This window comes from Schaalia suimastitidis DSM 15538, from assembly GCF_000429105.1.
Taxonomy (GTDB): Bacteria; Actinomycetota; Actinomycetes; order Actinomycetales; family Actinomycetaceae; genus Pauljensenia; species Pauljensenia suimastitidis.
The window spans coordinates 72,635-97,847 of sequence record NZ_AUBF01000012.1 but is presented as its reverse complement, the minus strand read 5'-3'; the positions used below and the strand labels follow the sequence as shown (position 1 = coordinate 97,847).

General features: G+C 58.0%; 23 protein-coding genes, 1 tRNA gene and 1 pseudogene. 19 read left to right on the top strand and 6 right to left on the bottom strand.

Annotated elements, in window-relative coordinates; all coding sequences use genetic code 11:
- Positions 1 to 108: 108 nt before the first annotated feature.
- Both metX and G438_RS0106590 read right to left on the bottom strand, forming a co-directional pair.
- Positions 109 to 1,287: a homoserine O-acetyltransferase MetX gene (metX, locus tag G438_RS11250; protein WP_034285526.1), complete on the bottom strand. Its 1,179-nt coding sequence runs from the start codon at positions 1,285 to 1,287 to the stop codon at positions 109 to 111.
- Between the two features lie 40 nt (positions 1,288 to 1,327).
- Positions 1,328 to 2,656, bottom strand: coding sequence for an O-acetylhomoserine aminocarboxypropyltransferase/cysteine synthase family protein (locus G438_RS0106590; RefSeq protein WP_026460634.1), 1,329 nt, complete (start codon positions 2,654 to 2,656; stop codon positions 1,328 to 1,330).
- Positions 2,657 to 3,255: 599 nt separating this feature from the next.
- Here G438_RS0106590 and G438_RS12375 point away from each other — a divergent pair.
- On the top strand, positions 3,256 to 4,530 hold the full coding sequence (locus G438_RS12375; protein WP_026460633.1) for a C40 family peptidase: 1,275 nt from the start codon (positions 3,256 to 3,258) through the stop codon (positions 4,528 to 4,530).
- 61 nt (positions 4,531 to 4,591) lie between these two features.
- Here the strand turns inward: G438_RS12375 and G438_RS0106580 are convergent, their stop codons facing one another.
- On the bottom strand, positions 4,592 to 5,101 hold the full coding sequence (locus G438_RS0106580; RefSeq protein WP_026460632.1) for an inorganic diphosphatase: 510 nt from the start codon (positions 5,099 to 5,101) through the stop codon (positions 4,592 to 4,594).
- Between the two features lie 99 nt (positions 5,102 to 5,200).
- On the opposite strand from G438_RS0106580, the gene dacB reads away from it, so the two are divergent.
- From dacB to G438_RS0106530, 10 genes are all read left to right on the top strand, one after another.
- Positions 5,201 to 6,616: a D-alanyl-D-alanine carboxypeptidase/D-alanyl-D-alanine endopeptidase gene (dacB, locus tag G438_RS0106575; RefSeq protein ID WP_026460631.1), complete on the top strand. Its 1,416-nt coding sequence runs from the start codon at positions 5,201 to 5,203 to the stop codon at positions 6,614 to 6,616.
- A 206-nt stretch (positions 6,617 to 6,822) separates the two neighbouring features.
- Entirely contained in the window at positions 6,823 to 7,680 is an 858-nt protein-coding gene (locus tag G438_RS0106570) for a zinc-dependent metalloprotease (protein WP_026460630.1), read from the top strand.
- A complete protein-coding gene (gene tilS / locus G438_RS0106565; protein WP_240471012.1) occupies positions 7,631 to 8,794 on the top strand; it encodes a tRNA lysidine(34) synthetase TilS in 1,164 nt (387 codons plus the stop codon). Before G438_RS0106570 ends, tilS begins: the two co-directional genes overlap by 50 nt.
- 76 nt (positions 8,795 to 8,870) lie before the next feature.
- On the top strand, positions 8,871 to 9,425 hold the full coding sequence (gene hpt / locus G438_RS0106560; RefSeq protein WP_026460628.1) for a hypoxanthine phosphoribosyltransferase: 555 nt from the start codon (positions 8,871 to 8,873) through the stop codon (positions 9,423 to 9,425).
- Positions 9,426 to 9,469: 44 nt separating this feature from the next.
- Positions 9,470 to 11,602, top strand: coding sequence for an ATP-dependent zinc metalloprotease FtsH (gene ftsH / locus G438_RS0106555; RefSeq protein ID WP_026460627.1), 2,133 nt, complete (start codon positions 9,470 to 9,472; stop codon positions 11,600 to 11,602).
- Positions 11,599 to 12,168 (top strand): GTP cyclohydrolase I FolE, encoded by a 570-nt coding sequence (folE, locus tag G438_RS0106550; protein ID WP_026460626.1) that lies wholly within the window; start codon positions 11,599 to 11,601, stop codon positions 12,166 to 12,168. Before ftsH ends, folE begins: the two co-directional genes overlap by 4 nt.
- A 59-nt stretch (positions 12,169 to 12,227) precedes the next feature.
- The gene (folP, locus tag G438_RS0106545; RefSeq protein ID WP_026460625.1) at positions 12,228 to 13,007 is read left to right on the top strand and encodes a dihydropteroate synthase; all 780 of its coding nucleotides are present in this window, start codon (positions 12,228 to 12,230) and stop codon (positions 13,005 to 13,007) included.
- The gene (gene folK / locus G438_RS12020) at positions 13,004 to 15,535 is read left to right on the top strand and encodes a 2-amino-4-hydroxy-6-hydroxymethyldihydropteridine diphosphokinase (protein ID WP_051259380.1); all 2,532 of its coding nucleotides are present in this window, start codon (positions 13,004 to 13,006) and stop codon (positions 15,533 to 15,535) included. The genes folP and folK overlap by 4 nt, the downstream gene beginning before the upstream one ends.
- Positions 15,532 to 16,017, top strand: a complete 486-nt coding sequence (locus G438_RS11240) for a DUF3180 family protein (RefSeq protein WP_051259379.1) — start codon at positions 15,532 to 15,534, stop codon at positions 16,015 to 16,017. Before folK ends, G438_RS11240 begins: the two co-directional genes overlap by 4 nt.
- Before the next feature lie 184 nt (positions 16,018 to 16,201).
- The gene (locus G438_RS0106530) at positions 16,202 to 16,933 is read left to right on the top strand and encodes a hypothetical protein (protein WP_026460624.1); all 732 of its coding nucleotides are present in this window, start codon (positions 16,202 to 16,204) and stop codon (positions 16,931 to 16,933) included.
- Positions 16,934 to 17,091: 158 nt separating this feature from the next.
- Here G438_RS0106530 and mscL read toward each other — a convergent pair whose 3' ends face one another.
- The 3 genes from mscL to G438_RS0106515 all read right to left on the bottom strand — a co-directional run bounded on the left by mscL (position 17,092) and on the right by G438_RS0106515 (position 19,080).
- A complete protein-coding gene (mscL, locus tag G438_RS0106525) occupies positions 17,092 to 17,469 on the bottom strand; it encodes a large conductance mechanosensitive channel protein MscL (protein WP_026460623.1) in 378 nt (125 codons plus the stop codon).
- Between the two features lie 16 nt (positions 17,470 to 17,485).
- On the bottom strand, positions 17,486 to 18,043 hold the full coding sequence (locus G438_RS0106520; protein WP_131245815.1) for a CpaB family protein: 558 nt from the start codon (positions 18,041 to 18,043) through the stop codon (positions 17,486 to 17,488).
- A 416-nt stretch (positions 18,044 to 18,459) separates the two neighbouring features.
- Positions 18,460 to 19,080: a 5-formyltetrahydrofolate cyclo-ligase gene (locus tag G438_RS0106515; RefSeq protein ID WP_051259378.1), complete on the bottom strand. Its 621-nt coding sequence runs from the start codon at positions 19,078 to 19,080 to the stop codon at positions 18,460 to 18,462.
- Here G438_RS0106515 and G438_RS0106510 point away from each other — a divergent pair.
- The 8 genes and pseudogenes from G438_RS0106510 to G438_RS11220 all read left to right on the top strand — a co-directional run bounded on the left by G438_RS0106510 (position 19,079) and on the right by G438_RS11220 (position 25,068).
- On the top strand, positions 19,079 to 20,014 hold the full coding sequence (locus G438_RS0106510; RefSeq protein WP_026460620.1) for a UTP--glucose-1-phosphate uridylyltransferase: 936 nt from the start codon (positions 19,079 to 19,081) through the stop codon (positions 20,012 to 20,014). The genes G438_RS0106515 and G438_RS0106510 overlap by 2 nt on opposite strands.
- A gap of 228 nt (positions 20,015 to 20,242) precedes the next feature.
- Positions 20,243 to 21,472 carry a molybdopterin molybdotransferase MoeA gene (locus G438_RS0106505; RefSeq protein ID WP_026460619.1) on the top strand — a complete coding sequence of 410 codons (1,230 nt, stop codon included), beginning with the start codon at positions 20,243 to 20,245 and terminating at the stop codon, positions 21,470 to 21,472.
- Positions 21,472 to 22,179: a GNAT family N-acetyltransferase gene (locus tag G438_RS0106500; RefSeq protein WP_240471010.1), complete on the top strand. Its 708-nt coding sequence runs from the start codon at positions 21,472 to 21,474 to the stop codon at positions 22,177 to 22,179. The genes G438_RS0106505 and G438_RS0106500 overlap by 1 nt, the downstream gene beginning before the upstream one ends.
- Before the next feature lie 180 nt (positions 22,180 to 22,359).
- A complete protein-coding gene (locus G438_RS0106495) occupies positions 22,360 to 23,436 on the top strand; it encodes a hypothetical protein (RefSeq protein ID WP_131245813.1) in 1,077 nt (358 codons plus the stop codon).
- A 59-nt stretch (positions 23,437 to 23,495) separates the two neighbouring features.
- Positions 23,496 to 23,568: transfer RNA gene (locus tag G438_RS0106490), tRNA-Ala, on the top strand.
- A 368-nt stretch (positions 23,569 to 23,936) separates the two neighbouring features.
- Entirely contained in the window at positions 23,937 to 24,347 is a 411-nt protein-coding gene (locus tag G438_RS12015; RefSeq protein ID WP_051259376.1) for a helix-turn-helix domain-containing protein, read from the top strand.
- Positions 24,322 to 24,758: pseudogene (locus G438_RS12255) on the top strand (SPFH domain-containing protein); the annotation flags it as partial. The gene G438_RS12015 and the pseudogene G438_RS12255, both read left to right, overlap by 26 nt.
- 88 nt (positions 24,759 to 24,846) lie before the next feature.
- Positions 24,847 to 25,068: a type II toxin-antitoxin system antitoxin gene (locus G438_RS11220; protein ID WP_051259385.1), complete on the top strand. Its 222-nt coding sequence runs from the start codon at positions 24,847 to 24,849 to the stop codon at positions 25,066 to 25,068.
- Positions 25,069 to 25,213 lie beyond the last annotated feature (145 nt).

Sequence of the window (25,213 nt, the reverse complement as noted above, 5' to 3'; positions counted from 1 at the left end):
AGCGTCATGTGCCGCACATCGTCGTCGCGGCGCCGCTGGGATATCAGCGCCATTTAATAGTCTTTTCAAGTACAGCAGATGCTGAATGAGCCTGTAAAGCCTGTGTGCCTATTTCACATACGTGCCTGGAAGGGATGGTGCCTCGGGTGCTCGATGGCAAAGAAATTCCTCGAAAAGCGCAGCTAGCTGGCTGTGCTCAATGAGGAAACCGTCGTGGCCGTGGTCAGAATGGATTTCACGATAAAAGGCGCCAGGGACGCCGTCCGCAATTGACCACACTTGATGAGGGAAAAACAGCCGATCTGAGTCAACGGCGACGACCAGCGTGCGGGCAGTGACCTGGGCCAGCGCCTCTTTAAGTCCACCTCGGTCACGTCCAACGTCGTGAGAGATCATCGTGCGACACAGGGTCACATAGGAGCCAGCATCGAAACGGCGAATGAGCTTATCGCCGTGATGATCCAGGTACGACTGGACTGCAAGCCGACCCCCATGAAGAGGGTCTTCCTCGTGCTGCGCGAGTCTGCCAAAACGCGCATCCAATTCGCTGGGAGAACGGTACGTGGTGTGAGCGATCTGGCGGGCGAGGGCAAGCCCGGAGGTGGGGCCAACCGCATTGTCGTAGTAGTCGCCCCCGCACCATGCTGTGTCGAGTTCAACGGCACGAATCTGTGTGTGCGCCCACGCCACCTGTTCAGCGGTACTTTGCGCACCTGAGGCAACGACGATGAGTCGGCACACCCTTTGCGGGTAGGCGACAGCCCATTCCACTGCGCGGTGCCCACCTAAGGATGCGCCCACAACAAGATTCCACGCTGCAATGCCCAGGTAATCGGCCAGGCGCACCTCCGCCTCGACCTGGTCACGTGTGGAAATCACCGGGAAGCGTGACCCCCAAGCGCGACCATCTGGGTGAAGAGAGGCAGGTCCGGTAGAACCTTGGCAGCCGCCAAGCACATTGGCTGCTACGACGTAGTAACGCGTAGTGTCGATGATCTTTCCTTCACCAACGATGTCGCTCCACCAGCCTGCTGTGGGCTGGCCAGGGGCGGCGCCGCCTGTGACATGCGCATCTCCAGTGAGGGCATGCTCAATGAGTACCGCGTTACTGCAGTCCTCATTGAGCGTCCCCCAGGTCTGGTAGGCGAGGCGGATGGCAGGTAGGCACCGCCCATTTTCGAGGCGCAGCGGCCCCAAGTCAGCGAAGCGGCGCTGGGCGATCGGGTCGCCTTCATGCCATCCGCCACTGACGGGGATCGGCGAGGAGGGGAGGGGACGTGCAGACATGGTCTCTCCTGACTAATCGCAAGCTGGCCCGAAGCTGTACCTAGGAGCGGGCAGCCGCGAAGCCGAGTTCGAGGTCAGCGATTATGTCGTCCACATGCTCGATGCCAATGGATAGACGAATCGTGCCCGCCTCCACACCTGCCGCTCGGAGCTGTTCCTGGTTGAGTTGCGAATGCGTGGTGGACGCGGGGTGGATGGCAAGGGTTTTCGCGTCGCCAATATTTGCCACGGTGGGAATGAGTTCCAGCGCGTCAACGAATGAACGTCCAGCTTCCAGTCCACCAGAGATAACGAATGAGAACAGTGCCGAGGCTCCTCGTGGGGCATATTTTTGCTGAAGAGCGTGGAAGGGGGAACTTTCAAGTCCTGCGTAACTCACGGATTGCACCTGCGGATGTGCTTCGAGGTAGCGCGCAACAGCTAACGCATTTTCCACGTGGCGGTCGAGACGCAAGGACAGTGTTTGGATGCCTTGCTCAATGAGGAAAGTGTTGAGGGGAGCGGCAGAGAAGCCATAGTCACGTAACCCTAGGGTGCGTGCACGCAGAATGTAGCTGAGGTTAACACCGAATATTCCGTCTTTGCCGAGGTCACGACCATAGACCAGCCCGTTATATGACAGGTCGGGGGTGTTGAAATGGGGGAACCGCTCAGGCTGTTCGGTGTAGTCGAAATTGCCAGAATCAACGATGAAGCCGACGATAGACGTGCCGTGACCGCCCAGGTATTTTGTTGCCGAGTGAACAACAACGTCGGCGCCCCACTCAAAGGGACGGATAAGATACGGTGTGGCCACGGTGTTGTCGACGATGAGAGGTACCCCAACCTCGTGTGCGGTGGCGGCGACGTTTTCAATATCGAGGATTTCACCATTGGGGTTGGTGATTGTTTCACCGAAGAAGGCCACTGTTTTTTCGTCTGCTAGCTCTTTCCATTGCGCAGGATCAAGTGGGTCAGTGACAAAACGGGTCTCAATGCCGATGCGACCCAGGGAGTTTTTCAGCAGGGTCACGCTGCCACCGTAGATAGAGGGCGAAGCAACGATGTTATTGCCAGAGTCTGCAATATTGAGGATGGCGAGGGTTGTGGCCGATTGGCCTGAGGATAAGGCAAGCGCTCCAACGCCACCTTCAAGGGCTGCCAGACGTGCTTCGACAGCATCATTGGTGGGGTTCGTGATGCGTGTATAAATTGGGCCTAGTTCTTGCAGGGCGAAGCGTTTGGCTGCCTGGTCTGCGCTGGCGAATGCAAATGAAGAGGTTTGATGGATGGGGAGGCTTGTTGCGCCTGTTGCTGGGTCGCGGTCCCATCCAGCGTGGATCTGTTGTGTTTCGAATTTCCAATGTGCCGCGTTGCGTTGCGTGGTCATGGTAGCTCCTCAGGTGTCGTAAATTGGGTCTTCTGATGGAGCGGGCTTATGTGGTGCCGTTGGCCGGGATAAGACAAAAAGGGGTCGCGACCGTGGGCGCCACCCGCACTTGGGGGCGCTGCTGCACGGCAGTGCCTCACACGCGTTGAGCTCGACCCCGCGGCACAATGGCCATCCGGCTGTCGGCTATGCGAGCGCTGACGTGCAGTCAGCTGGGCATTCGGCAGGTTAATGTCATGGCATTAGATTATTGTGCGCGCATTGTGGCGTTGCGCCCTGTCCGTTGCGCAGACATCTGTAACACGGGTGTCGTTTTTTCGAGGCGCTTGGTTGCGCATGCAGATCCGACCGGCGTGCCTGACCGTGTCTGCCTCTTCCTTGCCTTGTTTGCGCATGCCCGACCCGATCCTGGGCGCGCTGCCGTCCTATTTGTCGCGTGCTCCACCCCTTGCCTTGTCGCTGTGCTTGGTGGGGCTGTCGGTGACAAAGTGAAAAAAATATGTGAAGTGAAAAGGACTTGCATGATAATGGGGTGCCTATTAGTGTGGAGTGCGGACTTTACTGTATGACGACAGTCAATTGACTCGACGGGTAGGACAGTGGCGCGACGACACTTTCTCACGGCTGCCTTTGCAGCAACGATGCTGCTTTTGCCGGGCCTCGCACAGGCCACCCCCGGCACTGATGATATTGATGCCGCCCGCAAAGCCGAAGAAGTTGCGGCGTTGTCCGTTGCCCAAATTGAAGTGCAACTGGCGACGCTCAGTGCCGAGGCCGAAGCTGCAGGGATGCACTCAGCCCAGGTCACAGAAGAATACAATGCGGCGATGCAAAACCTGGACATTGCGAAGGCGACGGCGCAGGCGGCGCAGGCTCAAGCAGCGCAAGCGGAATCTGATTTTGAAGCGTCAAAGAGCCGCGTGGGGGCGGTTGCGCTCGCGGCTTATCGCGATGGAGGCGCGTCTCTGAACGCGTTCATGCCGTATATGCAATCTGATGGTTTGCGTACGATCGAACGGCAAAGCAAAGCCGTTGACATGTTGTCTTCTCATGCAGATCAGCGGATGCAGGAGGTTGCCGCCCTTGAACAGGTCGCGCAGGTGATGCGTGATGCGGCTGATGGTGCGGTGGTGCGTGAACAAGAGGCCGTTGCGCAGGTTGAAATACGAGCACAGGATGCGCAGGCTGCTTTTGACGAGGCAATTGCGATTCAACAGCGCGTCGAGGCTGAACGTTTGGTGCTTCTTGAAGAACTTGCTCAACGTCAAAATACAACTGTTGCCCTCATTCAGGAGCGACAGGCAGCTATTGAAGAGCAGCATCGTATTGCGCAGGCACAGGAGGCTGAGCGGCAAGCGGCAGCACAACAGGCTATTCCCACGCCGACACCTATTCCGGCTCCGACTCCAGCACCTACGCCAACCCCAACACCCACGCCAACCCCGACACCTACGCCCGCCCCGACTCCAGCACCTACGCCAACCCCGACTCCGACACCCACGCCGACCCCAAGCCCTGCACCATCGAGTGGCGTTGGACAGGGAGCCTTGGCATTTGCACTCAGTCAAGTAGGGAAACCCTACGTGTGGGGCGGTACCGGCCCCAACGGGTATGACTGCTCGGGTCTGGTGATGGCTGCAATGCGCTCCCAAGGCGTGTCAATACCTCGTGTCACCTGGGATCAATACGCTGCGGGTACGAAGGTGCCCTACAGTCAGAAACAACCAGGGGACCTTATTTTCTGGGGCTATCCGGCGCACCATGTGGCAATCTATGTCGGCGATGGAAAAATCGTGCACGCGCCGCGCCCTGGTCGCAGCGTCGAAGTGATTTCCATCTACGGGACGCCCCACGGCTACGTCGTGCGCTACTGAAAGGTAAAGGGGTGCGCAAATTGCGCACCCCAACGCCCCTTCGTGGGCAACTCCACGCGTTCTAGTGGGCGTGGTGCCCACCAGCAGCTTCAAATTCTTTGAGCCGCTCAAATGAACGCCGGATTTCTTCTTCGGCTTCTTCGCGGCCAACCCAGTGAGCGCCCTCCACAGACTTTCCTGGTTCAAGGTCCTTGTACACTTCAAAGAAGTGCTGGATTTCCAAGCGATGGAACTCTGATACGTCGTCGATCTCGGTCCTCCACGACGCACGTTGATCCGAGGCTGGCACACACAAAACCTTGTCGTCACCGCCTTTTTCGTCGCGCATGCGGAACATGCCAAGGGCACGGCAGCGAATAACACACCCTGGGAAGGTGGGTTCTTCTAACAGGACAAGAGCATCCAAAGGGTCGCCGTCTTCACCAAGCGTATCGTCAATAAATCCGTAGTCATCGGGATAACGGGTCGAGGTGAACAACATTCGGTCCAAGCGGATGCGTCCAGTCTCGTGGTCGATCTCGTACTTGTTACGGTTTCCCTTCGGAATCTCGATCGTGACGTCGAACTCCACTGTGATCTCCTTCGTCGGGGACCACGCCGCGTTGGCGTAGTACCGGTTTTCCTCCACATCTCTACTACCCTGTTGGGTAAATAGTCACCAGGGGGACCCATGAAACGTGGAACTGTTGTTGCGATTGTAGGGGCAACAACACTGGCATTGCTGACATCTACCTACGTTGTGGCAAATATCTTCGATCGCGTGCCAGGAGTGTTAACCTTAACCAAGGTCGCAAGTCCCACACCTGCTGCCGAACTGCCGCGGGCAGAATTGAGCGCAGGTTCACAAATGGTTGCCTCAGCTGGAAATCCGCTCACTTCAGCCGATCTTCAAGACGCATGGCAGCGCCTCGCAGCTGCGGCTGCCGCTGGTTTGGATGGCACAACGACGGGCGAAACCCCAGACCATTGGACCTCGTGGGCGCTGGTCACCGATCTTGAAAGCGGTGAAGTCCTGCTTAACGAAGGTGGCGACGAGGTTCACACGCCCGCTTCAATCACCAAAGTACTTGCTGCCTTCACTGCACTTAGCCACCTTGATCCCGCATCGCGCCTGTCCACGGGGGTTGCGGCGCAGGACGGTGCCCTGTACCTGTGGGGCGAAGGCGACCTGCTCCTTGGCGCAGAGCACGGCGACGCCTCGGCAACCGCAGGCCACGCAGGCCTGGCCGACCTCGCCACCCAAGTCGTCCACACACTCAACAGTGAAGGACGTACCTCCGTCACCCTGCACCCCGCGCAGCCGCTGAGTGCAGGTCCCGCATATGTCAGTGCGTGGATGCACCAAGGTAATGCCCACTATGAGGGCCGTGTCGCAGCCTATGCCTTTGACTCAGGCAAGATCAACGGAGAAATCACCGCCTACTACAACGACCCTGTCGGGGTCGTGTCCGAGCGTTTCGCTGAACATTTACGGGCGGCGGGTATCAGCGTCGATATTGCCGAGGCCAGCGCAGTTCCACCCACCGCCAAAGAGATCGGGCGCATCCAATCCGCCACTGTTGCACAACAGCTTCGATACATGCTGCGTCATTCTGACAACACGATGGCTGACCAGTATTGTCAGCTTGCCGCCAAAGCTGCTGGTCGCGAGGTGTCATACCGAGGTGCCACCGAACTTGTGGCCAACACGCTAAAAGATGCGGGTATTCCTACAGCAGGGCTTGTCCTTGATGACTGTTCTGGATTGTCCGAAAACAACCGGATATCGGGCAATACGTTGGTGTCAACACTTGTCACAGCCCTTAGCGATGGCAAGGCAGCCACCGCTGAACTGGTACGTTCTTTGCCGTGGGCTGGCGGGGAAGGTACGCTCCACGACCGTATGACTGCAGCAGCAACGGCGGGCAATGTTCAAGCGAAAACAGGCGCCTTGGGTTTGACGTCAACACTTACAGGCGTTGTTTCCACGTCATCGGGCCGGGTGCTCGTATATGCGGTCGGTAATGACAATGTCATTAACAACTCTGGGTGGGCCACCAGACGCCATATTGACGCCTTCGTCAGTGCCCTGGCTGCCTTGCCGTAGTCGAAATATGACGTGGGCGTGATCGCAGGCGGAGTGCAGTTGCGCTCACCTTAAGGCAACGCGCGACGCCAACGGCTGTGATAACTCCTGACGCTACCTGCTTTGACGCCGACTACTTCGGTGGCCTATCAGCGGACACAAGATGACGCGTCACCGGGCATGCTCTGGCGCACGCATACAAGGAGAAGGCGCACTAGACTGGGCGTATGACTGACCCTCACGCTGTGTTACGAATGGCTGCATGGGCGGCGCTGGTGACCCCATCTGGCCCTGCCACATCCCCGGTTCATGCAGGTGCCACAGTGGAGCGTTTACGTCGTGCCCTGAAGTGGACTAACCGGCGCCTCGGCGAATTTTCCCCGCTTCCTGAGGCTGCGCATGCGGTGGCGGATAGTCCAGTGGAGATCCTTGAACGACGCAATACATTGCGTGTGTGCGCTGCACTGATGAATGGCGTCGCACAGAGGCAAGGGCTCCAATTGCGCACCCTGGCATTGGTGGACGCTGCGCGGATTGGGCGGATTGCCGCCTTCCAACTCAAAGGAATGTGGGATCTCAGTCGAGGTGTACGCATCTTTGTTGCCCCCAATATTTGGTCTGAGGCGCGTCGATATGAATTGGACCAGACCGATTGGTCTCGGTGGGTGACGCTACGTACCTCACTGAATGCCGCACACCATGTCCATGCTCCATTCCTTGAGGATCACCTCATTGCCCTCCTGCTGGGACTGCCACATACGGGGGAAGAGCTCGCCCGATTTACCCTGTTGTCAAACTGTCTTGCGCGCGCAGAAATGCAGGCGTTGACTACGGTTGATATGCCCTCCCTTGGGTGGATTCGAAGCCATGATGGTGACGTGGTTGAATCCGCGTACGCCACAGTGCTGAATGCCCTCACGGGAGGTGCGGTCAATATGGTGGTCGCGGGCAGACAATGCCAGCATTTCGCGCAAACCGTGGTGGACCAGGGCATGGTGACTGAGCTTCTTGATAGCCCGCGCACATTGCCATCCCTTGAGGAATACGCTGACCCCCAACGTTGGGTGCGCCGTGTCGGCAGGTGACCCGTTGGTGCCGCACGCCTCGGCAATCGTTGGGGCCACACCGCGCGGCGCAGTGCGGACACTGAGTCTTAGTGTGCGCGACTCGATTGGGCGCCTCAAAGACCAGGGTGCCCGTTTCGTCTTGTTGGCATTGTCAGGCGGGGCAGACTCAATGGCGATGGCTGTGGCAACGATTGACGTTGCCCAGCGTCATGGCCTTGCGGTTCACAGTCTCACTGTGGATCACGGGGTGCGCAGCGAATCGAGCGAGGAAGCCCAGTGGGTTGCTCGCCTTGCCACCGATTTGGGTGCGCAGGCAGCTACACGTCGTATCCAAATGCCGCCGACGGGTGGTCCTGAGGGCAGCGCGCGGCAGGGGCGGCGGGAAGCGCTGATGGACGAGGCGGTGAGGCTGCTTGGTCAATACGGTGGCGACTTCGCGCCAATCCTCGTCGGACATACGATGGATGACCAGGCAGAAACTGTGCTTCTTCGTCTCGCGCGTGGCTCTGGTGTCTCATCCCTCAAAGCGATGGCTCCCCTTCGCGCTGAAGGCCAGGTAATGTGGGTGCGCCCTGTTTTGAATCTGCGTCGATCCCTGCTGCGTGCCGCCCTTGCAGAGGCGAAGGTGCCATGGGTGGACGATGTGACCAATGCGGCACAGGGACCGTGGCGTAGTGCTGATGGCTCCCCTTTGCGTCGAGCGGCGGTACGTGACTATGCGCTACCAACCCTGTCTCAGGCACTCGGCGTTGACGTGGTGCCTTCCCTTGCTCGTACAGCGCTTCTTGCGGCAGATGACGAGGCGGCGCTCGCCCAGTGGGCTGATACGGCGTATCGGGCCGCTGGCGTGGAGGGGCAGCCAGAACGGCTAATTGTGAGCGAGATCATGGAACTGCCGGTGGCGGTACTGCGCCGCGTCCTGCGTCATCATTTGCTGACCCATGGGGCGCGCGGTGGGGACCTTGGGTCCACGCACGTAGAAAAAGTCCTCGAACTGGTCACCAAATGGCACGGCCAAGGGCCGGTGAATGTGCCCGGTGTGAGCGTACAACGCCTCGGTAAAGGTAAAGATGCCCACATTTGTGTATTTTCACTGCCCGCAGGCCAGGCCCACAGTGCGGGCAATGGGTAAGGTGTGGCAATCTAGAACGGTTGCATCTTCAACGCCAATCGTCGCGTATGGGACAACCGAGAACAAAGGGGACACAGTGGACGCAACCGATATGGGACAGGACCTCAAAAGCATCCTGGTTGACGAAGCGGAGCTTGATCGACGGCTCACCGAAATGGCGGCCGAAATTGACCGCGACTATGCAGGACGCGAGATCCTTCTCGTCGGCGTACTTCGTGGCGCCGTCATGGTCATGGCGGACCTTTCCCGCAAAATCCACACACCGCTGAATATGGATTGGATGGCAGTATCGTCATACGGGTCGGGAACAAAATCCTCCGGTGTGGTGCGCATCCTCAAAGACCTCGACACCGATGTTCACGACAAACACGTCCTCATTGTGGAAGACATTATCGACTCCGGGCTGACCCTGGCCTGGCTGAAGAAGAACCTCGAAGGCCGCGGCGCCGCCTCGGTAAGGATCGCGACAATGCTTCGCAAACCTGATGCAGCAAAAGTGGACGTGGATGTGGCCTACGTTGGCTTTGAAATCCCGAACGAATTCGTTGTCGGATACGGCCTGGACTATGCAGAAAACTACCGCCACCTGCCCTTCATTGGCACACTTGCGCCGCATGTGTACGGCGGCTAGCCACCGGCAATACGACAGGAACACGGAAGAATCGAAGGACTGGCGTGGCAGAACAAGCCAAAAAGAAACGGATTAACTGGGCGTGGGTAGCCATCCCTATGACGGCACTGCTCCTTGGCGGCTGGTTGCTGTGGCAAGCCTTCCAGCCGAAGATCGTCGACACCTCTGAAGGCCTTGAAATACTCAAACAAGCCTCAGTGGAACGTGTCGTGGTCAATGAAGGCACCCAGCAGGTGACGCTGCGCCTTGCAGAAGACTGGACCCATAAGTCCACGGGCATTGGGGATTCGACGCGCAATATCGGGCGCAATGTCGCTTTCAGTTATGCACGTGTCCAAGCTGAGGAGATCCTGGCGACGGTGGCAGAAAAGGCTCCGGCGCGCGGGTGGAACGCCATGTACCCGCATACCAATGCTTTCATGGCTGTTATCCAGACTGTGGTGCCTCTGCTTATTCTGCTTGCCGCATTTTGGTGGATCATGGGCCGCATGGCGGGCGGACGTATGCTGGGCGCATTCGGCCAATCTAAAGCGCGGCAAGTCAACCAGGAACGCCCAGATATTACCTTCGACGACGTGGCCGGTGAAGACGAGGCCGTTGAAGAACTCGAAGAAATACGCGAATTTCTGTCGGCACCTGAGAAGTTCCGTAAGGTAGGCGCCAAGATTCCACGTGGTGTACTGCTCTATGGGCCGCCCGGAACTGGCAAGACACTGCTGGCGAAGGCTGTTGCGGGTGAGGCACGTGTGCCCTTCTACTCAATCTCAGGTTCAGAGTTCTTGGAGCTGTATGTTGGTGTCGGTGCTTCGCGCGTGCGGGACCTTTTCGGTGAAGCGAAGAAGGCTGCGCCTGCGATTGTCTTTATCGACGAGATTGATGCCGTTGGTCGTCACCGTGGCTCCGGTATTGGCGGCGGCAACGATGAACGTGAACAAACACTCAATCAGCTGCTTGTGGAATTGGATGGCTTCGACGACCGCGCCAATGTCATCCTCATTGCGGCGACAAACCGGCCTGACGTGCTCGACCCAGCTTTGCTGCGGCCGGGACGTTTTGACCGTCAAATCGCTGTCGAGGCTCCAGACCTGAAGGGCCGCGAAGCAATTTTGCGTGTCCACGCAACTGGCAAGCCGATGACACCCGAGGTGGATCTACGTCAGGTTGCCAAGCGAACCCCTGGTTTCACGGGCGCCGATTTGGCGAATGTTCTCAATGAAGCGGCGCTGTTGACTGCTCGTTCGAATGCCGACTTGATTGACAACCGTGCCATTGACGAAGCCATTGACCGTGTGATTGCTGGTCCGCAGAAACGGACCCGTGTCATGAACGACCACGATAAGGCAGTCACGGCCTACCATGAGGCAGGACATGCTCTGTGCGCGGCAGCATTAAATTACTCAGATCCCGTCACAAAGGTCACGATTCTGCCTCGTGGTCGGGCGCTTGGTTACACCATGGTGATGCCTGTCGAAGACCGCTATTCCAAGACACGTAATCAATTGCTTGACAACCTCGTTTATGCGATGGGTGGGCGTGTCGCTGAGGAAATCGTTTTCCGTGACCCGTCGACCGGGGCGTCCAATGACATCCAGAAAGCCACTGAAACCGCGCGTGCGATGGTGACCGACTATGGCATGTCGTCGCAGATTGGCAATGTCAAACTCGGGTCGGACGACGCTGATCCGTTCCTTGGTCGCGAAATGGGACGAGGCGGCGCCAAGTCGTGCTCTGATGCGGTTGCGGCCGTCATTGACAACGAGGTGCGTGCCCTTTTGGATAATGCCACTCGGGAAGCCTGGGAGATCCTTACCCGTAACCGCGATATTTTGGACACGTTGTCGGTGCGTCTCTTAGAAGAAGAAACATTGGATGAGGCGGCTTTGGCTGAAATATTTGCCAATGTCCGCAAGCAACCCGATCGGCCGGTGTGGAACTACCTGGCTGATGCCGCAGTTGAAGGCGCTGTTTTCGGTAACCCACGCGGTCTTGAGGCGTCAGCGGAACGCCTCGACGCCCGGTTCGAAGATGGCACTGTGTCCGCAGCTGATGCTACTGTCGATGCTGGGCCTTCCAGCAGTGCTGTCCCCACCGCTGACACTGCCGATGCCACCGCCCCAACCGTGGAACCTTCCGCATCACTGGAGCAGCCCGATACACCCGCTGAGGGTAAGGCATGAGCTACGACGAAGCAGCGGTCGTTGAAGCGATGCGTCAGCTCCTCGTCGCTATCGGTGAGGATCCTGACCGTGATGGTCTGCGTGATACGCCGATGCGTATGGGGCGTGCCTGGAAAGAACTGCTCAGCGGGATGGGGCAAGACCCTCGGGAACATTTGAAGACAGTTTTCGAGGCTGGCACCGATGAATTGGTCCTTGTTCGCGATATCGGTTTTCACTCCGTATGCGAACATCACCTGCTGCCCTTCCATGGCAATGCGCACGTGGGGTATATCCCCCGAGGTGGCCGAGTTACTGGCTTATCTAAGCTTGCGCGGGTTGTTGAAGGTTACGCGCGACGACCGCAGGTACAGGAACGTCTGACCGCACAGATCGCGGATGCCTTACACGAGGTGCTGCGACCCCAAGGTGTCATTGTCGTTGTTGAAGCCGAGCATATGTGTATGTCCATGAGGGGTATCAATAAGCCAGGTTCGTCCACTGTGACGTCAGCATTGCGTGGCATTATGACTGATGCGGCCACTCGTGCCGAAATGATGTCACTGGTTTTGGGGGGTCGCCGGTGAGGTCCAGTGTCGTGAGCTTGCCTCACGGCCTGACTTTGCCTCAAGGGCGCACGTTGGTCATGGGCGTACTCAATATGACGCCCGATTCCTTCTCGGACGGGGGTGCCTGGATGGAACCCAGCCGCGCACTCGACCACGCGTGGCAGATGCGGGAAGCGGGGGCAGATATCGTTGATATCGGCGGCGAATCGACACGCCCTCATTCGACTCGCCTCAGTGCAGATCAGGAATGGAACCGTATTGACGAGGCGGTGGCGCGCCTCGCGGATGAAGGCATCGTTGTGTCCGTGGATACGATGCACGCCGAAACGGCGAAGCGGGCCGCGGATGCTGGGGCCGCCATTATTAACGACGTGTCCGGTGGCCGACGTGATGGTGCAATGAACCACGTGGTTGCCTCAAGTGGATGTGCATACATTATCCAGCGGTACCATGCGCTGCCGGGTACACCGGAAGAAACCTTCGACCATGGTTCTGATGTGGTGGGTACGGTTTGTGCCCGTTTGGACGAGCAGGTCAGTGCTGCCCTTGAAGCGGGTGTGGCGCCTGAGCGGATTATTGTTGACCCGGGTTTGGGTTTTTCTCTGACATCAGAGCAATGCTGGGAAATAATCGCGGGGTGTGACCGACTGGCAAATCTAGGTTACCCTGTACTTATTGGAGCCTCCCGGAAACGTTTCCTCGCAACTGCTGCAAACACTGATCGGGATGCTGCAACGCTGAAAATCACTGAACAGCTTGCCTCGCGGGTGTGGGCTGTGAGGGTTCACGATGTCGGCCCACATGCGCGCGTTGTGCGTGCGAGCGTGAATGAAGAATACGGAAGGCAGCCTCGATGACGCGCAGCTTTGACGTCATTACCCTGACAGGGCTCAGTGCGCTCGGTGTCCACGGCGTCTTTGATTTCGAGCAGCAGCAGGCACAGCTTTTTAGTGTCGACGTGTCATTGTGGATTGATGCCACACAAGCGGTGCTCACAGATGCGATCGAGCATACGATCTCTTATGCTGATGTAGCACGCGAGGTAGTCTCGATTATTCGCGGCCCGTCCGTTCATCTCATTGAGACCCTGGCGGCACGGATCGCAGATACCGTCATGACATTTGACGGTGTCAAGGGTGTCGAGGTGACCGTACATAAACCTCATGCGCCAATAGACGAAGACTTCTCAGATGTGGCGGTTACGCTGCGTCGGGGGAGTGTACCGCAGGCGTTCCCGCGGCATGACCGAAAGGCGAACGATATGACGACCGACCGCAGCGGCAAGGCTCACGTAGGTAGCGCTGCGCTGCCGCCACAGCTCGCCACCGCGCATTTTGCCGCGCCAGCAAGCCCGGCCTCGTCACACCACGCTGTGCTGGCACTCGGTGGCAATGTTGGCAATGTGCCCGAAACACTTCGCAGTGTCGTTGAGGCGCTGATCGATCACCGATACATCACCGTAACGGCAGTATCACCACTATTGCGTACGCGCGCTGTCACCCTTGGAACAGACAAGGATCAGGCAGACTACTGGAATGCTGTCGTGCTCATCGAGACGCAGGTGAGCGCCGAAGAGCTTCTCACTATTACTCGCGGCATCGAGGATCGTTTCGGGCGGATTCGGCGCACGAAATGGGGGCCACGCACCATTGACATTGACCTCATTACTTTCGACCGTCTGCGCACGTGGGATCCGCATCTTACACTGCCGCACCCCCGAGCCCACCAGCGGGCATTCGTGTTGGCACCGTGGCTTCTACTTGACCCTGACGCAGAGATTCCAGGCCGTGGCCGTGTTGACATGCTGCTGGAAAAAGCAGCCGATCGGGACGGTATCCGTGATGCGGTAGAAGACTGGTTGGACGACGCTGCATCCGTACAGGAAGAATCCGACCGCTACGTACTCGAAAACAACGTGGCGACTCATGACGGTGATGAAGAAGAACCTGAGACGCCTCGTTCCCTTGCAGTCCCAATGATTGACGATGTTCGCCTGAAACTGCCTCACACCTCGGTTCCCAGTCGCCTGGATCTGGTGCCTGAAGCATCAAAGGTGGGACTCGCCCCTGGGGACGACCGGGACGACATTGTGTGGCGCGAATTGTGGAACCGCTGGTCGAAACCAATGGATCTGCGCGATGCGGATAGTGCACAGCGACGAACCGGACCTTCGAAGGCTTCGACCGCGGGATCAGCCACCCCTTCTCGTCTGCGCGTCCCGCCAATTCAACCGCTCGGACGCTCAGTGGCGCCTACGACACCCAGGGGGACCGACAGTCGTGACGCTGCGGCGACGCCTCCGCCACATGCTATCCGAGGCGGTGCTGCTAGTGCCCCAACCGCTGCGACACTGAGTAGCGCGAGCGGCGCCTCGTCAATTGCTCGATCTGCGCGACTTGCACCCGCGGCGCCAAAAACGCCCCCAACTGCATCAAAAACCATGCGTGCACCGTTGATGAGTGCGGCAGATACCCCAAAGCGCGTACCTGAACCGCAGAAGAAGACGAGTGCGACGGAAGCTCCGAAGCGCGTTCCTGTGCCACCGCAAGTGTCACCTGTAACTATGCAGCGCCCACCACGGGAGGCTCCTTCTGCATCGCCTGCGCCCTCGTTGGCGCGCACCCCGCAGGGGACACCCGCCCCCCAACGGCAGCGCGTATCGCAGTCGGCACCCGCGCCCGCAAGGCCTTCGATGCAGGTAGCGTCAGGTGGCACATCGTCCGCTCAGGATTCGACATCGGCACGTCAAATGCCGCCAACGCGATCATCTGCATTGGGACAGCGAACAGCAACTCAGCGCCCAGCAGCACCCGTGCAGCAGGCACCGTCAATGCGAACGTCTGTGCCTGTGCAGCAGACTTCAGTGACGTCACGGGCATCAGCAACGTCCGCACCACGTTCCACAACTCCGTTACGTCCGAACCTCAAGCGTGAACTGCGTGAAACACATGGCGAAACTGGGCGGCAAAGCCCGGTGTCGACAGCAGCCAGTGCACCGAAGAGACCCACGGTGCCTGAAGTACTGGATAGACTTCCCAAATGGATGGCACAAAGCAGTGCCGTTCAGCGCGCAGTAAGCTCTGAGGAAGTTGCGCAAATGCCAGCCCTGCCGTCATGGGATTTTGGCGGGCGAGAGGTCCGTATTGTCGATGAAGCACCCAATGGTGCCATCGCGTCTCATGATGTTGCTGACACTCATGATGTGATCGCAACACCGGATGACACGGTCGCAGCGCGCGTTTTGCGGCCCGACCTGCCTGAGGATATTGCTCGCGGACCCCTCGACACGCAGAGCGCACGGCCACGGTTACGGCGCTCAGTTACTGTGCGTCCAAGTGTGACCGGACAAATCCCTATCACTAAAGGACCTGAGGCACGGCAGTGAAACCCCTTTCACCGTGGGTACTGCTGGCGATCGCTGGACTTTCAGCAATCGTCGCGGCAGGTCTCACAGGTGCCATCATTGTTTTCGGTGGTACCCCGCTGCAACCAACGCCCTACTTGGCGCTGTTGTTTATCGCTCTGTCGGTGGTGGTGATCTACTGTGGACGCCACGTTCGTCGCCTCCGCAAACGTCGAATGACCTGGATGTCACCTATTGGAGCTGCCCGCACAGCTGCTTTTGCACGTGCAGGCACCTTTGTGGCACCACTGTGTGGGGGCTTTTTCCTTGGATTGTCGCTGGTTGCGCTGACGCGAGCTGAAGCCACGTTCCTGCTTCGCTCAGGCATATATGGACTGGTCATCGTGTTGGCGGCGCTGCTGTGGTGCGTGTCGTCTGCTGTCGTAGAGCGCTGGTGTGTTGTTGAAGGTTCTGACGGGGATGACTTGCCGCCATCAAATGCGACATCTGGCCGACCTGCATGACGACGGGTGGTATCCATTCCCGTGTCGGGTGAAGGCCGAAGCAATATGCTGGATTCCTTGTCGCCACGATTGCACCGATGGCTGTGCGCGCACCGATTTTCCCGTGAGGAAGTTCCGACTATCCGTCAGGGCTGCTTCGCGCGTCATCCTCGCTCGAAACCGCAATGCGCGGTAGCGTCGCTATATGCCTACGTCTACACCCAACCCCCGACGGAAACGTACCGTTAATCTGTGGCCACGTCGAATTATCACCGGAACCGGTCTTCTTGCGGTCATTGCCTTGCTTGGTTGGGGAATCTGGGCTGGTATATCGGCACTTCTTGCACAAGCTTCAGCAGTGCAAAGTGCGCCGGTGGTCCAGACAGGTGACGAAGTAACCGCTGATGGAATTGTTTCTGGCGAAAACACGTTGAGGATTCCCACCTGTGACGAATCAGGGTTGACAGTGACACCAACAGTGGCATCCACTCAGGTTGGTAAAGGCGTGACGGTGGAGGTGAACCTTCATAACCCAGGGCAAACAGCGTGTTCAACGAGTGCCGGCCGCTACGCCATCGTCGTTGGGAGCGGTGAGGATGTGTATTTTGATGGACGCATCTGCGAAGGACGCGACGTGAATGCCATACCTTTGTTACTGAGCCCCGCGATGAGTTGGGGAACCTCATTACGTTGGGAGGGTGCACGCTATAACGGCTGCACGCTCAGTTCGTCGGATGCTGCGCCTGCTGGCGCCTACTGGGTACAGCTCTATACAGGTGATGCGCCACTTGGAGAGCGCCTTCCTTTTACTGTGGAGGCAGTCCCAACACCTGCCCCTGAAACAACGAGTACTGATGCGACTGGGGAACAAAGTGCTGAAGGAGCTGCGGAAGGGACAGCTGGAACGCAGACCCCTACCACTGAAGCAACCCAATAACTGAGACAACCCAATAGGGGGCACGTAGATGCCGACGACCGCGTGAAGCAGTTCATGGGGTACTTCGTGCAATGCACTGTGAGTATGCATAAAAGGGTGTGGGGCTATTACTACAGGTAATAGCCCCACACCCTTGAAGAGATTGCACGTCCTAGCGGTCAGTTCTTGGCCAGAAGATCGCGGATCTCGGTAAGAAGCTTGGTTTCTTCTGAAGGTTCTGCTGGTTCTTCGGCAGGCTCTTCCTTCTTCTTGGACAGTTTGTTCATCGGTACAACGATGGCGAAGTACACGGCGGCGGCGATGAGAAGGAAGTTCACCGCGGCGGTGAGGATGGTGCCAGGCTGAATGACAGTACCGTTAACGGTGAATTCAAAAACATTGTCGAAGCTGGGCTTACCAACGACGGCGCCAATCAGGTTAAGGATTACCTTGGTGATTGCGTCAACGATGGGAGAGAAAGCGCCAGCAATGATCACTGCGACGGCGAGATCGAGGACATTGCCTCGCATAATGAACTCTTTGAAACCCTTAAGCATGGGAATACACTCCTGTTCAAGAGCCCGGCGCATTTGCGTCACGATGACGTAGGCTCAGGCTCAGCGTTCCAGTCCCGGAATGTCCCAGGACCATGTCAGTGTCAGAGTCAGACGTAATGAGGTCGACTCGCAGTGCAGAGGAAGTCCCCCAGTAGGATCCTTCCAATGCCTCGGTAGAGACTATTCGGACATCGCTGGCGATTAAAGAGGCTGAACATACAGATTGATCACACAGACTTGGTATTGCCCACACATCGACGTGATCACCAGGGGCAAGCGGTGGCGTGGATGCGGCGTCTAAGGTGACGGAAATGCGGCTGTGTCCTGATGGTACAGCCCGCCCTTCCGGGGATCCTTCAAGGAGTGAACGAGTGAGGATTGTGTCGGCCTGAACCGCAATACCATGCCACTGATCTGCGATTTCATCCACTGAGTGAAATGCGTCAGAGGGCGCGAGTTCCTTGGGCACATACTGTATTGAAAGAGGTGCTGTTGCTTTCGGTGTGCCAGTCATCAGTGATCCCTGAGTCATCACCACAGGTACCCGACCTATACGCGACGTGATTGTGCTCACGATGACATATGCTGCGCATATCGTTATAAGAGCTACCGTGAATCGACGGATCAACGGCCAATATTTCCAAAGGTCCATACATCAGGATTACCTGAATGCACTGATCGCGACCCAACAATGTGTGACTTCTGGGGAAATAGGTGCGCACCATGTGATACCTGTGTAAATCAAGAGATATCCACAAGCAAACTATGCTGCGATAAACGCGGTGAAAAGCATTCCGCGGCACACATTCCATAGACGAATCAGTGATATGCCAAGCACCGACACCAGCCAGGCAATGATCTACCACGAAAAGCACCCACTGAGCCTTGCTCATCACCACCGCGTAGTAACGTCTGGCGCGCCCCCAGCACAATACTGCGTACCCAATGTGCAGGGGCGTTATCACCGGACCCAGTGTGTCTGTGGCGTTATCACAGTACCCAATGCGCCTGCGGAGTTATCACCGCATCCACGGGCACGTCATGAGATTGGCGAGGAAGCGACCCAGCAGGAAGAAAAGCCTCAACATCAACGACCGCAACGATGGGTACCCCTGCTCGCCGATAAGTGAGGGCACGGTCATACCAGCCGCCCCCTTGCCCTAACCGCGTCCCTGACCGATCAACAGCAAGAGCAGGCACCACAATGGCGCCAACGTTCGCCAAAAGTTCAGGTCCGACCGCTCCAACGGCAGGATGCCACGCCAAAGGATCGCGTTCCACGGACTCAAAGGAGGCCTCGGCCCACGCCCATGCAGGACCCACAAGGTCAGCCCCAGCCTCGTCTCGCAAGACCGGCAACAGGACCTGCGCGGCCGAACGAAGAATGAAGCGAATATCCGGTTCCCCAGCGATAGGCCAAAATGCAGCGATCGGAGAAGAAGCGATCCCAAGTGTGTCGCGCAGAAGGTGCCATTGCCTTTCAAGTTGCTCCGATTCACGTCCATCTCGTGGACGAAGGTTTCTTTGTCGGCGAAAAAATGTGCGCAGTTGCGACTTCTCCAGCGCGATCACCTCCCTAAATGGCGCGATACCTACTAGTGTGGCAGTCATGACAACACAAACCAAACGCGTACGCCATGCAGTCGTCCCCTCCGCAGGTCGAGGAACCCGTTTCCTCCCCATCACCAAAGCGGTCCCCAAAGAAATGCTGCCCATCGTTGACCGACCCGCCATTGAGTATGTGGTCCGTGAAGCGACTGATGCTGGTATTGACGACATGCTGTTCGTTACGCGCACAGGCAAAGAAGCCATCGAAGCCCATTTCGACGCCGACCCAGGCCTTGAGGGAGACCTTGCCAAAGCAGGTAAAACTGAACTGCTGGAACTCGCCACCGAATACACGACGCTGGCGCGCACCCACTCGGTCCGCCAAGGACACCCGTTGGGACTAGGACACGCTGTCCTCCAGGCAAAACACCACGTTGGCGACAGCCCCTTTGCTGTAATGCTGCCCGACGACCTCATGCATCCGGCATCGCAACTGCTGCGCCGCCTGATTGAGGTGCGCCACGCTCTGGGTGGCTCTGTCGTAGCCCTGCTGCGTGTGACACCCGAGCAGGCGACCGCCTACGCCACGACCGACGTCACTCCTATTGCGATTCCCGACGGGGTGGGCCTAGCTGATGGCGAATTGATGCGCATCAATCAGGTCGTTGAAAAGCCACCGATTGACGAGGTCCTCTCTGAGTACGCTGTCGTCGGTCGTTACGTATTCGATCCGGCGATCTTCGAAGAACTCGAAGCCATTGAGCCGGGCCGCGGCGGCGAATACCAACTCACTGACGGTTTTGCTCGTCTTATTGACCGTAAAGCGGAAGATGGTGGCGGCCTATACGGCGTGGTGATTAACGACCGTCGATTCGACACAGGCGACAAACTGGGATACCTCCAAGCCAATATTGCCTTAGCGTTGGAAGACCCGGATCTAGGCGAAGCAGCCCGTGAGATCGTTGCTGCCGAACTTGCGCGCGTGACACAAGGCTGATCATTCGCCGCACTATTGCCCTGCGGTAGCTGTGCCGCCATCGTCAGGTGGCGGCACAGCCGCAGAAGTCGCAGCTGCGACTAGTGCAAACAGGCTGCCCTGCGATAGTAGTTGCCCTTTGTGCTGGACGCAGCGGGCCAGCTCGCGCGGCCCGGCTCACGCGGCACCGCCTCGTGCATATACCTAGCCAGCGTCAACCACCTGCAATAACACAACCCAAGGGAGCCTATGCGTAGCGTCGCAGAGTTTTTCTCCGATTGTCTAGCCATTGTCAGCCAGCAGCCTCCACTGGAGGTTCAGCTTGCTGACGCCGTTGCCTGTGTGCTCGCTGAAGACGTCGAAGCTCCTTTCCACTTGCCGGTAGCTGACCTTGCTGCCTGCGATGGTTACGCCGTGATGGCCTCGGATTTGCGAGGTACACACCCGGAGATGCCCACCGTCCTGCCTGTTATTGATGAGGTGCGGCCCGGCAACGTCAATCCCACCGCCATTGTGGCGGGTACTGCTGTGCGTATCGCTTCGGGGGCACCCCTGCCTAGCGGCGCAGATGCGGTCATACCGGTGGAGTTTACCGACCACGGGATGGCCACCGTATCTTTGCAACGTCAAGTTGAAGCGGGCGACAATATTCGCCGCAAGGCTGAAGACGTTGAACAGGGCACCATTATTTTGCACAAGGGGACCCGCCTGGGAGCCCGCCAAATTGCCTTACTCGCTGGTGTGGGACGTTCACGGGTCGTTGTACATCCCAAGCCGCGCGTCGTCATTGTGTCGATTGGTGACGAGATTGTGGAACCGGGGATGCCCGCGCGCGCTGGCACGGTATTTGACGCCAACGGACATGCGCTTGCCACCGCCATGAAGGACGCAGGCGCACAAACCTTCCGTGTGGCGGCGGTGCCTGATGAACGCAAAACCTTACGTGAAACCCTTGAAGATCAACTGGTGCGGGCTGACCTTATTGTTACCACTGGCGGTATTTCCTATGGTTCAGGTGACACCGTGCGCGATGTCCTCGGCTCTTTGGGTACGGTTCGTTTTGACAATATTGCTTCCCGTCCAGGGCATTTGTTAGGAGTGGGGCATCTCGGCAGCGATGACGAAGGCCATGGAGGCACGCCGATTTTCTGCCTGCCGGGGGATCCTGTTGCCGCTCAAGTGTGTTTTGAAATCTATGTGCGGCCAGCTTTGCGGCATATGCAGGGGTGGACATCCTTATCGCGACCACGTGTGCATGCTGTCGTTGACCGAGGGTGGGCATCGCCTCAGGGGCGTCGCGAATTTGTTCGCGTGCGTTTGGTTGGGGATCCGCACGGTGGATACCAGGCTAAAGTGGTGGGGACGCCGACAGGTTTGCTGTTGTCAGCCTTGGCTCAGTCCAACGCGCTCGCGGTGGTCCCCGAAGACGTCACCCAGGTCAATGCAGGCGACGAGTTGATGTGTTTGGTGCTCGACTAATGGGTACATGGTTGAGCGGTGTGATGGGTCGGCAGGTGTGGGGTCGTCGGGCCGCCGATTTTCAGGTGATTTACGAGGCGCCCGTCCTTTCCGGCATCATACGACCGGCACCCGACGGGAGTGCGCCGCGCCGCCTCGTCATGCGCCCGATGATTGGCCGTGACCATGATCGTGTGGATCGTGTGCGTCAACGTGACCGAGAGTGGTTGCAGCCCTGGGAGGCAACGCTGCCGCCGGGAGACGTCGCCGCGCCGTCAACGATGGGTGAATATATTCGTCGCTGTGACCGCTCCCAGCAGCGCGGTGAAGCGCTTTTCATGATGGTTGAAGTTGATGGTGTACCTGTCGGCCAGTTTTCGCTGCAAAATGTCCACTGGGGAGCTGCCCAGATGGGGACCCTCGGGTATTGGCTCACTTCTGCTTATGCTGGTCGCGGCTTAGGGGCAAGTGCTGCGGCCACCGTGGTGGATTTGGCGTTAGGGGAGCTGGGATTGCATCGGGTGGAAATCTGCGTGCGGCCAGAAAATGCACCGTCGCTGGGCCTGTGTCGCCGTTTGGGTTTTATCGAAGAGGGCTTGCGTCCACGCTACCTGCATATCGCAGGGAGGTGGGCCGACCATATTGCTTTTGTTGCTGATAGGGAATCAATGCCTCCAGGTGGGTACCTGAAGGCGCTGCTTGAGGCGCGAGGTTTCTCGTGCGGGTAGCAGGGGGAGTGGCCTGCTCCGCTGCCTTGAGTTGCACGTGCTGAGTGTGCCAGCGGAAGCGGAGACCGCCTCGTTAATGTGGCTGCTGTGACGGATGTGGCTGCTGTGACAACTGTGACGCCTTTCAGGGAAAACAGCACAGGCCAGCCCTCAACACGCCCAAGGTTTTCAACCATTTCAGTGCTGCCTACCCATAACCTTGCTGCTGTGGAGTATGGGGGTTTTGCCGTTATCGCGGCGCTTGTTGCGGTCGTGGCACTGATCCCTGCGCTGGTTGCTCGACGGTCGGTCATCACCCAGTCGCGCCAGGACGATCGGTTCTCACCGCACTTAAGGCTCGTGCCCGCGCAATCCACACCCCGACGTGAATCCTGCGAAGAAAGCCATGTGCTTCTTCTTCCCGAAATTTCGCGTCTTCATACAACTTTGGAGGGCACAATGGCACAGCGTGATATCACCGGCAGCGCACATGTATCTCGAAATGCTCCCGTGCGGGAACTGTCGCGTCTGCGTGCCCAACGTGCTGCGCGTTTAGCGCGTGACGCTGCTGCAGGTCAGCGTCGTATGCTCCTCGCAGGCGTTGCATTCGTTGTCACCGTTGCTGTCGCCGCATTCGGCATGGCAGGTACGATCGCGCTGGGTTGGGTGGCAACTCCACTGTCCGCACTGGTTGCCGTGTTGATCTGGTCGCGTTTCGCAGCGGTCCGAGCCCAGCGTGCCGACGACGCCGAAAAAGCTCAATTGCAGGCAATTCGCCAAGGCGCGAAAGCTTATGTAACGACGCCGTATTCAGCAAGTAGCCGCGTGGTTGAGGCCTTGGCACACGTTGACGATGCTCCTGCCGATACGGATGTGCCAACAGGTGAGCACGAACAGACCGCTGCCGATGGGCGAGCCACTGCGGAAGAGCAGGCCACTGCGGAAGAGCAGGCAGCGCGCCAGGTAGCGGATGCTGAAGCGACAACGGCGATTGACACAGAGGCTGTCAGGGAAAGCGTGCAGGTTGAACGACTCACGTGGTCGGTGACGCCGATCCCAGCGCCCACGTATGCGATGCGTGGCCGGGTGCGGGGCCGTAATATCCACGTCGATACCGATTTACGAGGCATCCCGCAGGTGGCCTCAGCGAAGGTTCCTGCGCGCCCGGTTGCCGTATCAGCACCAACCGAAGGTGCGATGAGCACTGAAGAAGCGGTCGCATTCGAGCCCGTGGCACTGAGTTTGGACGCTGTACTGGAGTCTCGCCGCGCCCAGTAAGCGTGGGGAATGCGCGGGTTCGCACTTCGCGTCGAGGAGGTGCTAAACTGGTCGCGCTTGGGGCTATGGCGCAGTTGGTAGCGCGTCTCGTTCGCAATGAGAAGGTCAGGGGTTCGAATCCCCTTAGCTCCACATAAAAATGGCCCCAACATTGAGGAAACTCAACGTTAGGGCCATTTTTCATACAGTTGCGAAATTGCCTACGGTAGCCATTGGTATAGCCATCGGGGCTTTAAGTCGGACCAATGCCCTCACGATGCCTGACCAGCGCTCGTGGTTTGGTGGGCAAAATAGCAAAATTGCCTGTGAATATTTAATGCCCGCAAGCGAACGAGATTACGAACCGATCTCAAAACTTCCCATCCAGGTTTAATTTCGCCAGATCCAACTTGCAAACTTTTATTGTTCTTGTGCGCTAGGGTCGTTGGAGAAGGTCGCGTGATACTGTCATTCCAGTGGGTACTGGTATAGCCCAAACCCCATGAGCAAGGAAGCATCGTATGGACAAAAATACCTTTAGCCTTGAGTTGCGGGCGCGCCGCGGAGCGCTCGGACTCAGCCAAGACGACCTGGCTCGACTGCTGGGCGTGAAACAGACTGCTGTCTCCCTCTGGGAGACAGGGAGACGCACACCCCAAGACCCGGTGAACATCATGATGGCTCTCGCCGCGCTTGAGGACACCCAGGATCAGATCATCGACGAACTGTGCGAGCAGGTGGAGCACGCTAGCGCAGTACCCGACACTCCGTATCCGCTTGCGCGTACGTACAGGTGCGATGCGGATTATTGGGCGGCGGACGCGCGGGCCATGCAGCAGGGGATACCCGCTTCTTTGCATCGCACTGCTGCCGCATGGGCGGCGCGGATTATGAGGGAGGAGCAGGAGAAAGATCTCCATCAAGGTACATAACTTCGAGACGAATGAACTTAAAGTTAATGACTCTGATGGTAACCCGATTAATATTGCCGCCATTATCGTCTGGTAAGTCGTTGACACTGCTCGTGCGGTATATGCGGTAGAAGAATACGAACAATTCGTCAAGACTCAGTCCGAATGCGCATCTCTTCTCTGGCATACGCGCCCGAAATTGCTCAAGCGATGCTGCAGCGTCAGCAAGCTGGCGCCATTATTTCTGCGCGTGAACAGATTGTTGAAGGTGCTGTCAGCATGGTTGAACAAGCGCTCAATCGCCTTGAAAACGAGAATATTGTTGTTCTTGACGAAGACCGTAAGGCACAAATGGTGTCCAACCTCTTGGTCGTTCTTTGTTCCGAACAGCGCACAACACCTGTGATTAACGCTGGCTCACTTTACGCATAGTCTGTGTATTGCTGACAATACAATGGTGACCCGCGATCAAACATCCGCCTGCGAGTCCTCCAGCAGCAACGTTGAAGGACTTGTGGGCGTGGCTCGTGACGAAAACGCAAGCGCAAAAAACACTCGCAAACAACTCTTGTTGAGGCTTGACCCTGCAGTTCATGCAGCTGTTGCAAGGTGGGCGGCGGATGACCTTCGATCCGTTAACGCTCAAATCGAAGTGATTATTCGCCGCGCACTGAAAGAAGCTGGCCGAGCACCCGATGTCGCCCCGATGCGGGCGCGCGGCCGCCCTCGAAAAGAGAACTAACCACACAAACAACGCAACTTCAGCCTCGTAAGGCTCTTCATAGGAGGCGGTGAGTGATGGGTTCGGGCGCTCCTTGATGAAGGCCGCGGGATCATCGTTGCAGGTCCCCATTTCCTCATCGATCCACTGTTGGGTACTCGCCTGA

Coding starts and splice junctions, on each gene's coding strand:
- G438_RS0106515 (WP_051259378.1), bottom strand. CDS start 19,080: ATGACTGCCACACTAGTAGGTATCGCGCCATTTAGGGAGGTGATCGCG.
- folK (WP_051259380.1), top strand. CDS start 13,004: ATGACGCGCAGCTTTGACGTCATTACCCTGACAGGGCTCAGTGCGCTC.
- G438_RS0106590 (WP_026460634.1), bottom strand. CDS start 2,656: ATGACCACGCAACGCAACGCGGCACATTGGAAATTCGAAACACAACAG.
- dacB (WP_026460631.1), top strand. CDS start 5,201: ATGAAACGTGGAACTGTTGTTGCGATTGTAGGGGCAACAACACTGGCA.
- G438_RS0106530 (WP_026460624.1), top strand. CDS start 16,202: ATGCCTACGTCTACACCCAACCCCCGACGGAAACGTACCGTTAATCTG.
- mscL (WP_026460623.1), bottom strand. CDS start 17,469: ATGCTTAAGGGTTTCAAAGAGTTCATTATGCGAGGCAATGTCCTCGAT.
- G438_RS0106500 (WP_240471010.1), top strand. CDS start 21,472: ATGGGTACATGGTTGAGCGGTGTGATGGGTCGGCAGGTGTGGGGTCGT.
- G438_RS0106505 (WP_026460619.1), top strand. CDS start 20,243: ATGCGTAGCGTCGCAGAGTTTTTCTCCGATTGTCTAGCCATTGTCAGC.
- G438_RS0106510 (WP_026460620.1), top strand. CDS start 19,079: ATGACAACACAAACCAAACGCGTACGCCATGCAGTCGTCCCCTCCGCA.
- G438_RS0106570 (WP_026460630.1), top strand. CDS start 6,823: ATGACTGACCCTCACGCTGTGTTACGAATGGCTGCATGGGCGGCGCTG.
- G438_RS12015 (WP_051259376.1), top strand. CDS start 23,937: ATGGACAAAAATACCTTTAGCCTTGAGTTGCGGGCGCGCCGCGGAGCG.
- metX (WP_034285526.1), bottom strand. CDS start 1,287: ATGTCTGCACGTCCCCTCCCCTCCTCGCCGATCCCCGTCAGTGGCGGA.
- folE (WP_026460626.1), top strand. CDS start 11,599: ATGAGCTACGACGAAGCAGCGGTCGTTGAAGCGATGCGTCAGCTCCTC.
- folP (WP_026460625.1), top strand. CDS start 12,228: ATGGGCGTACTCAATATGACGCCCGATTCCTTCTCGGACGGGGGTGCC.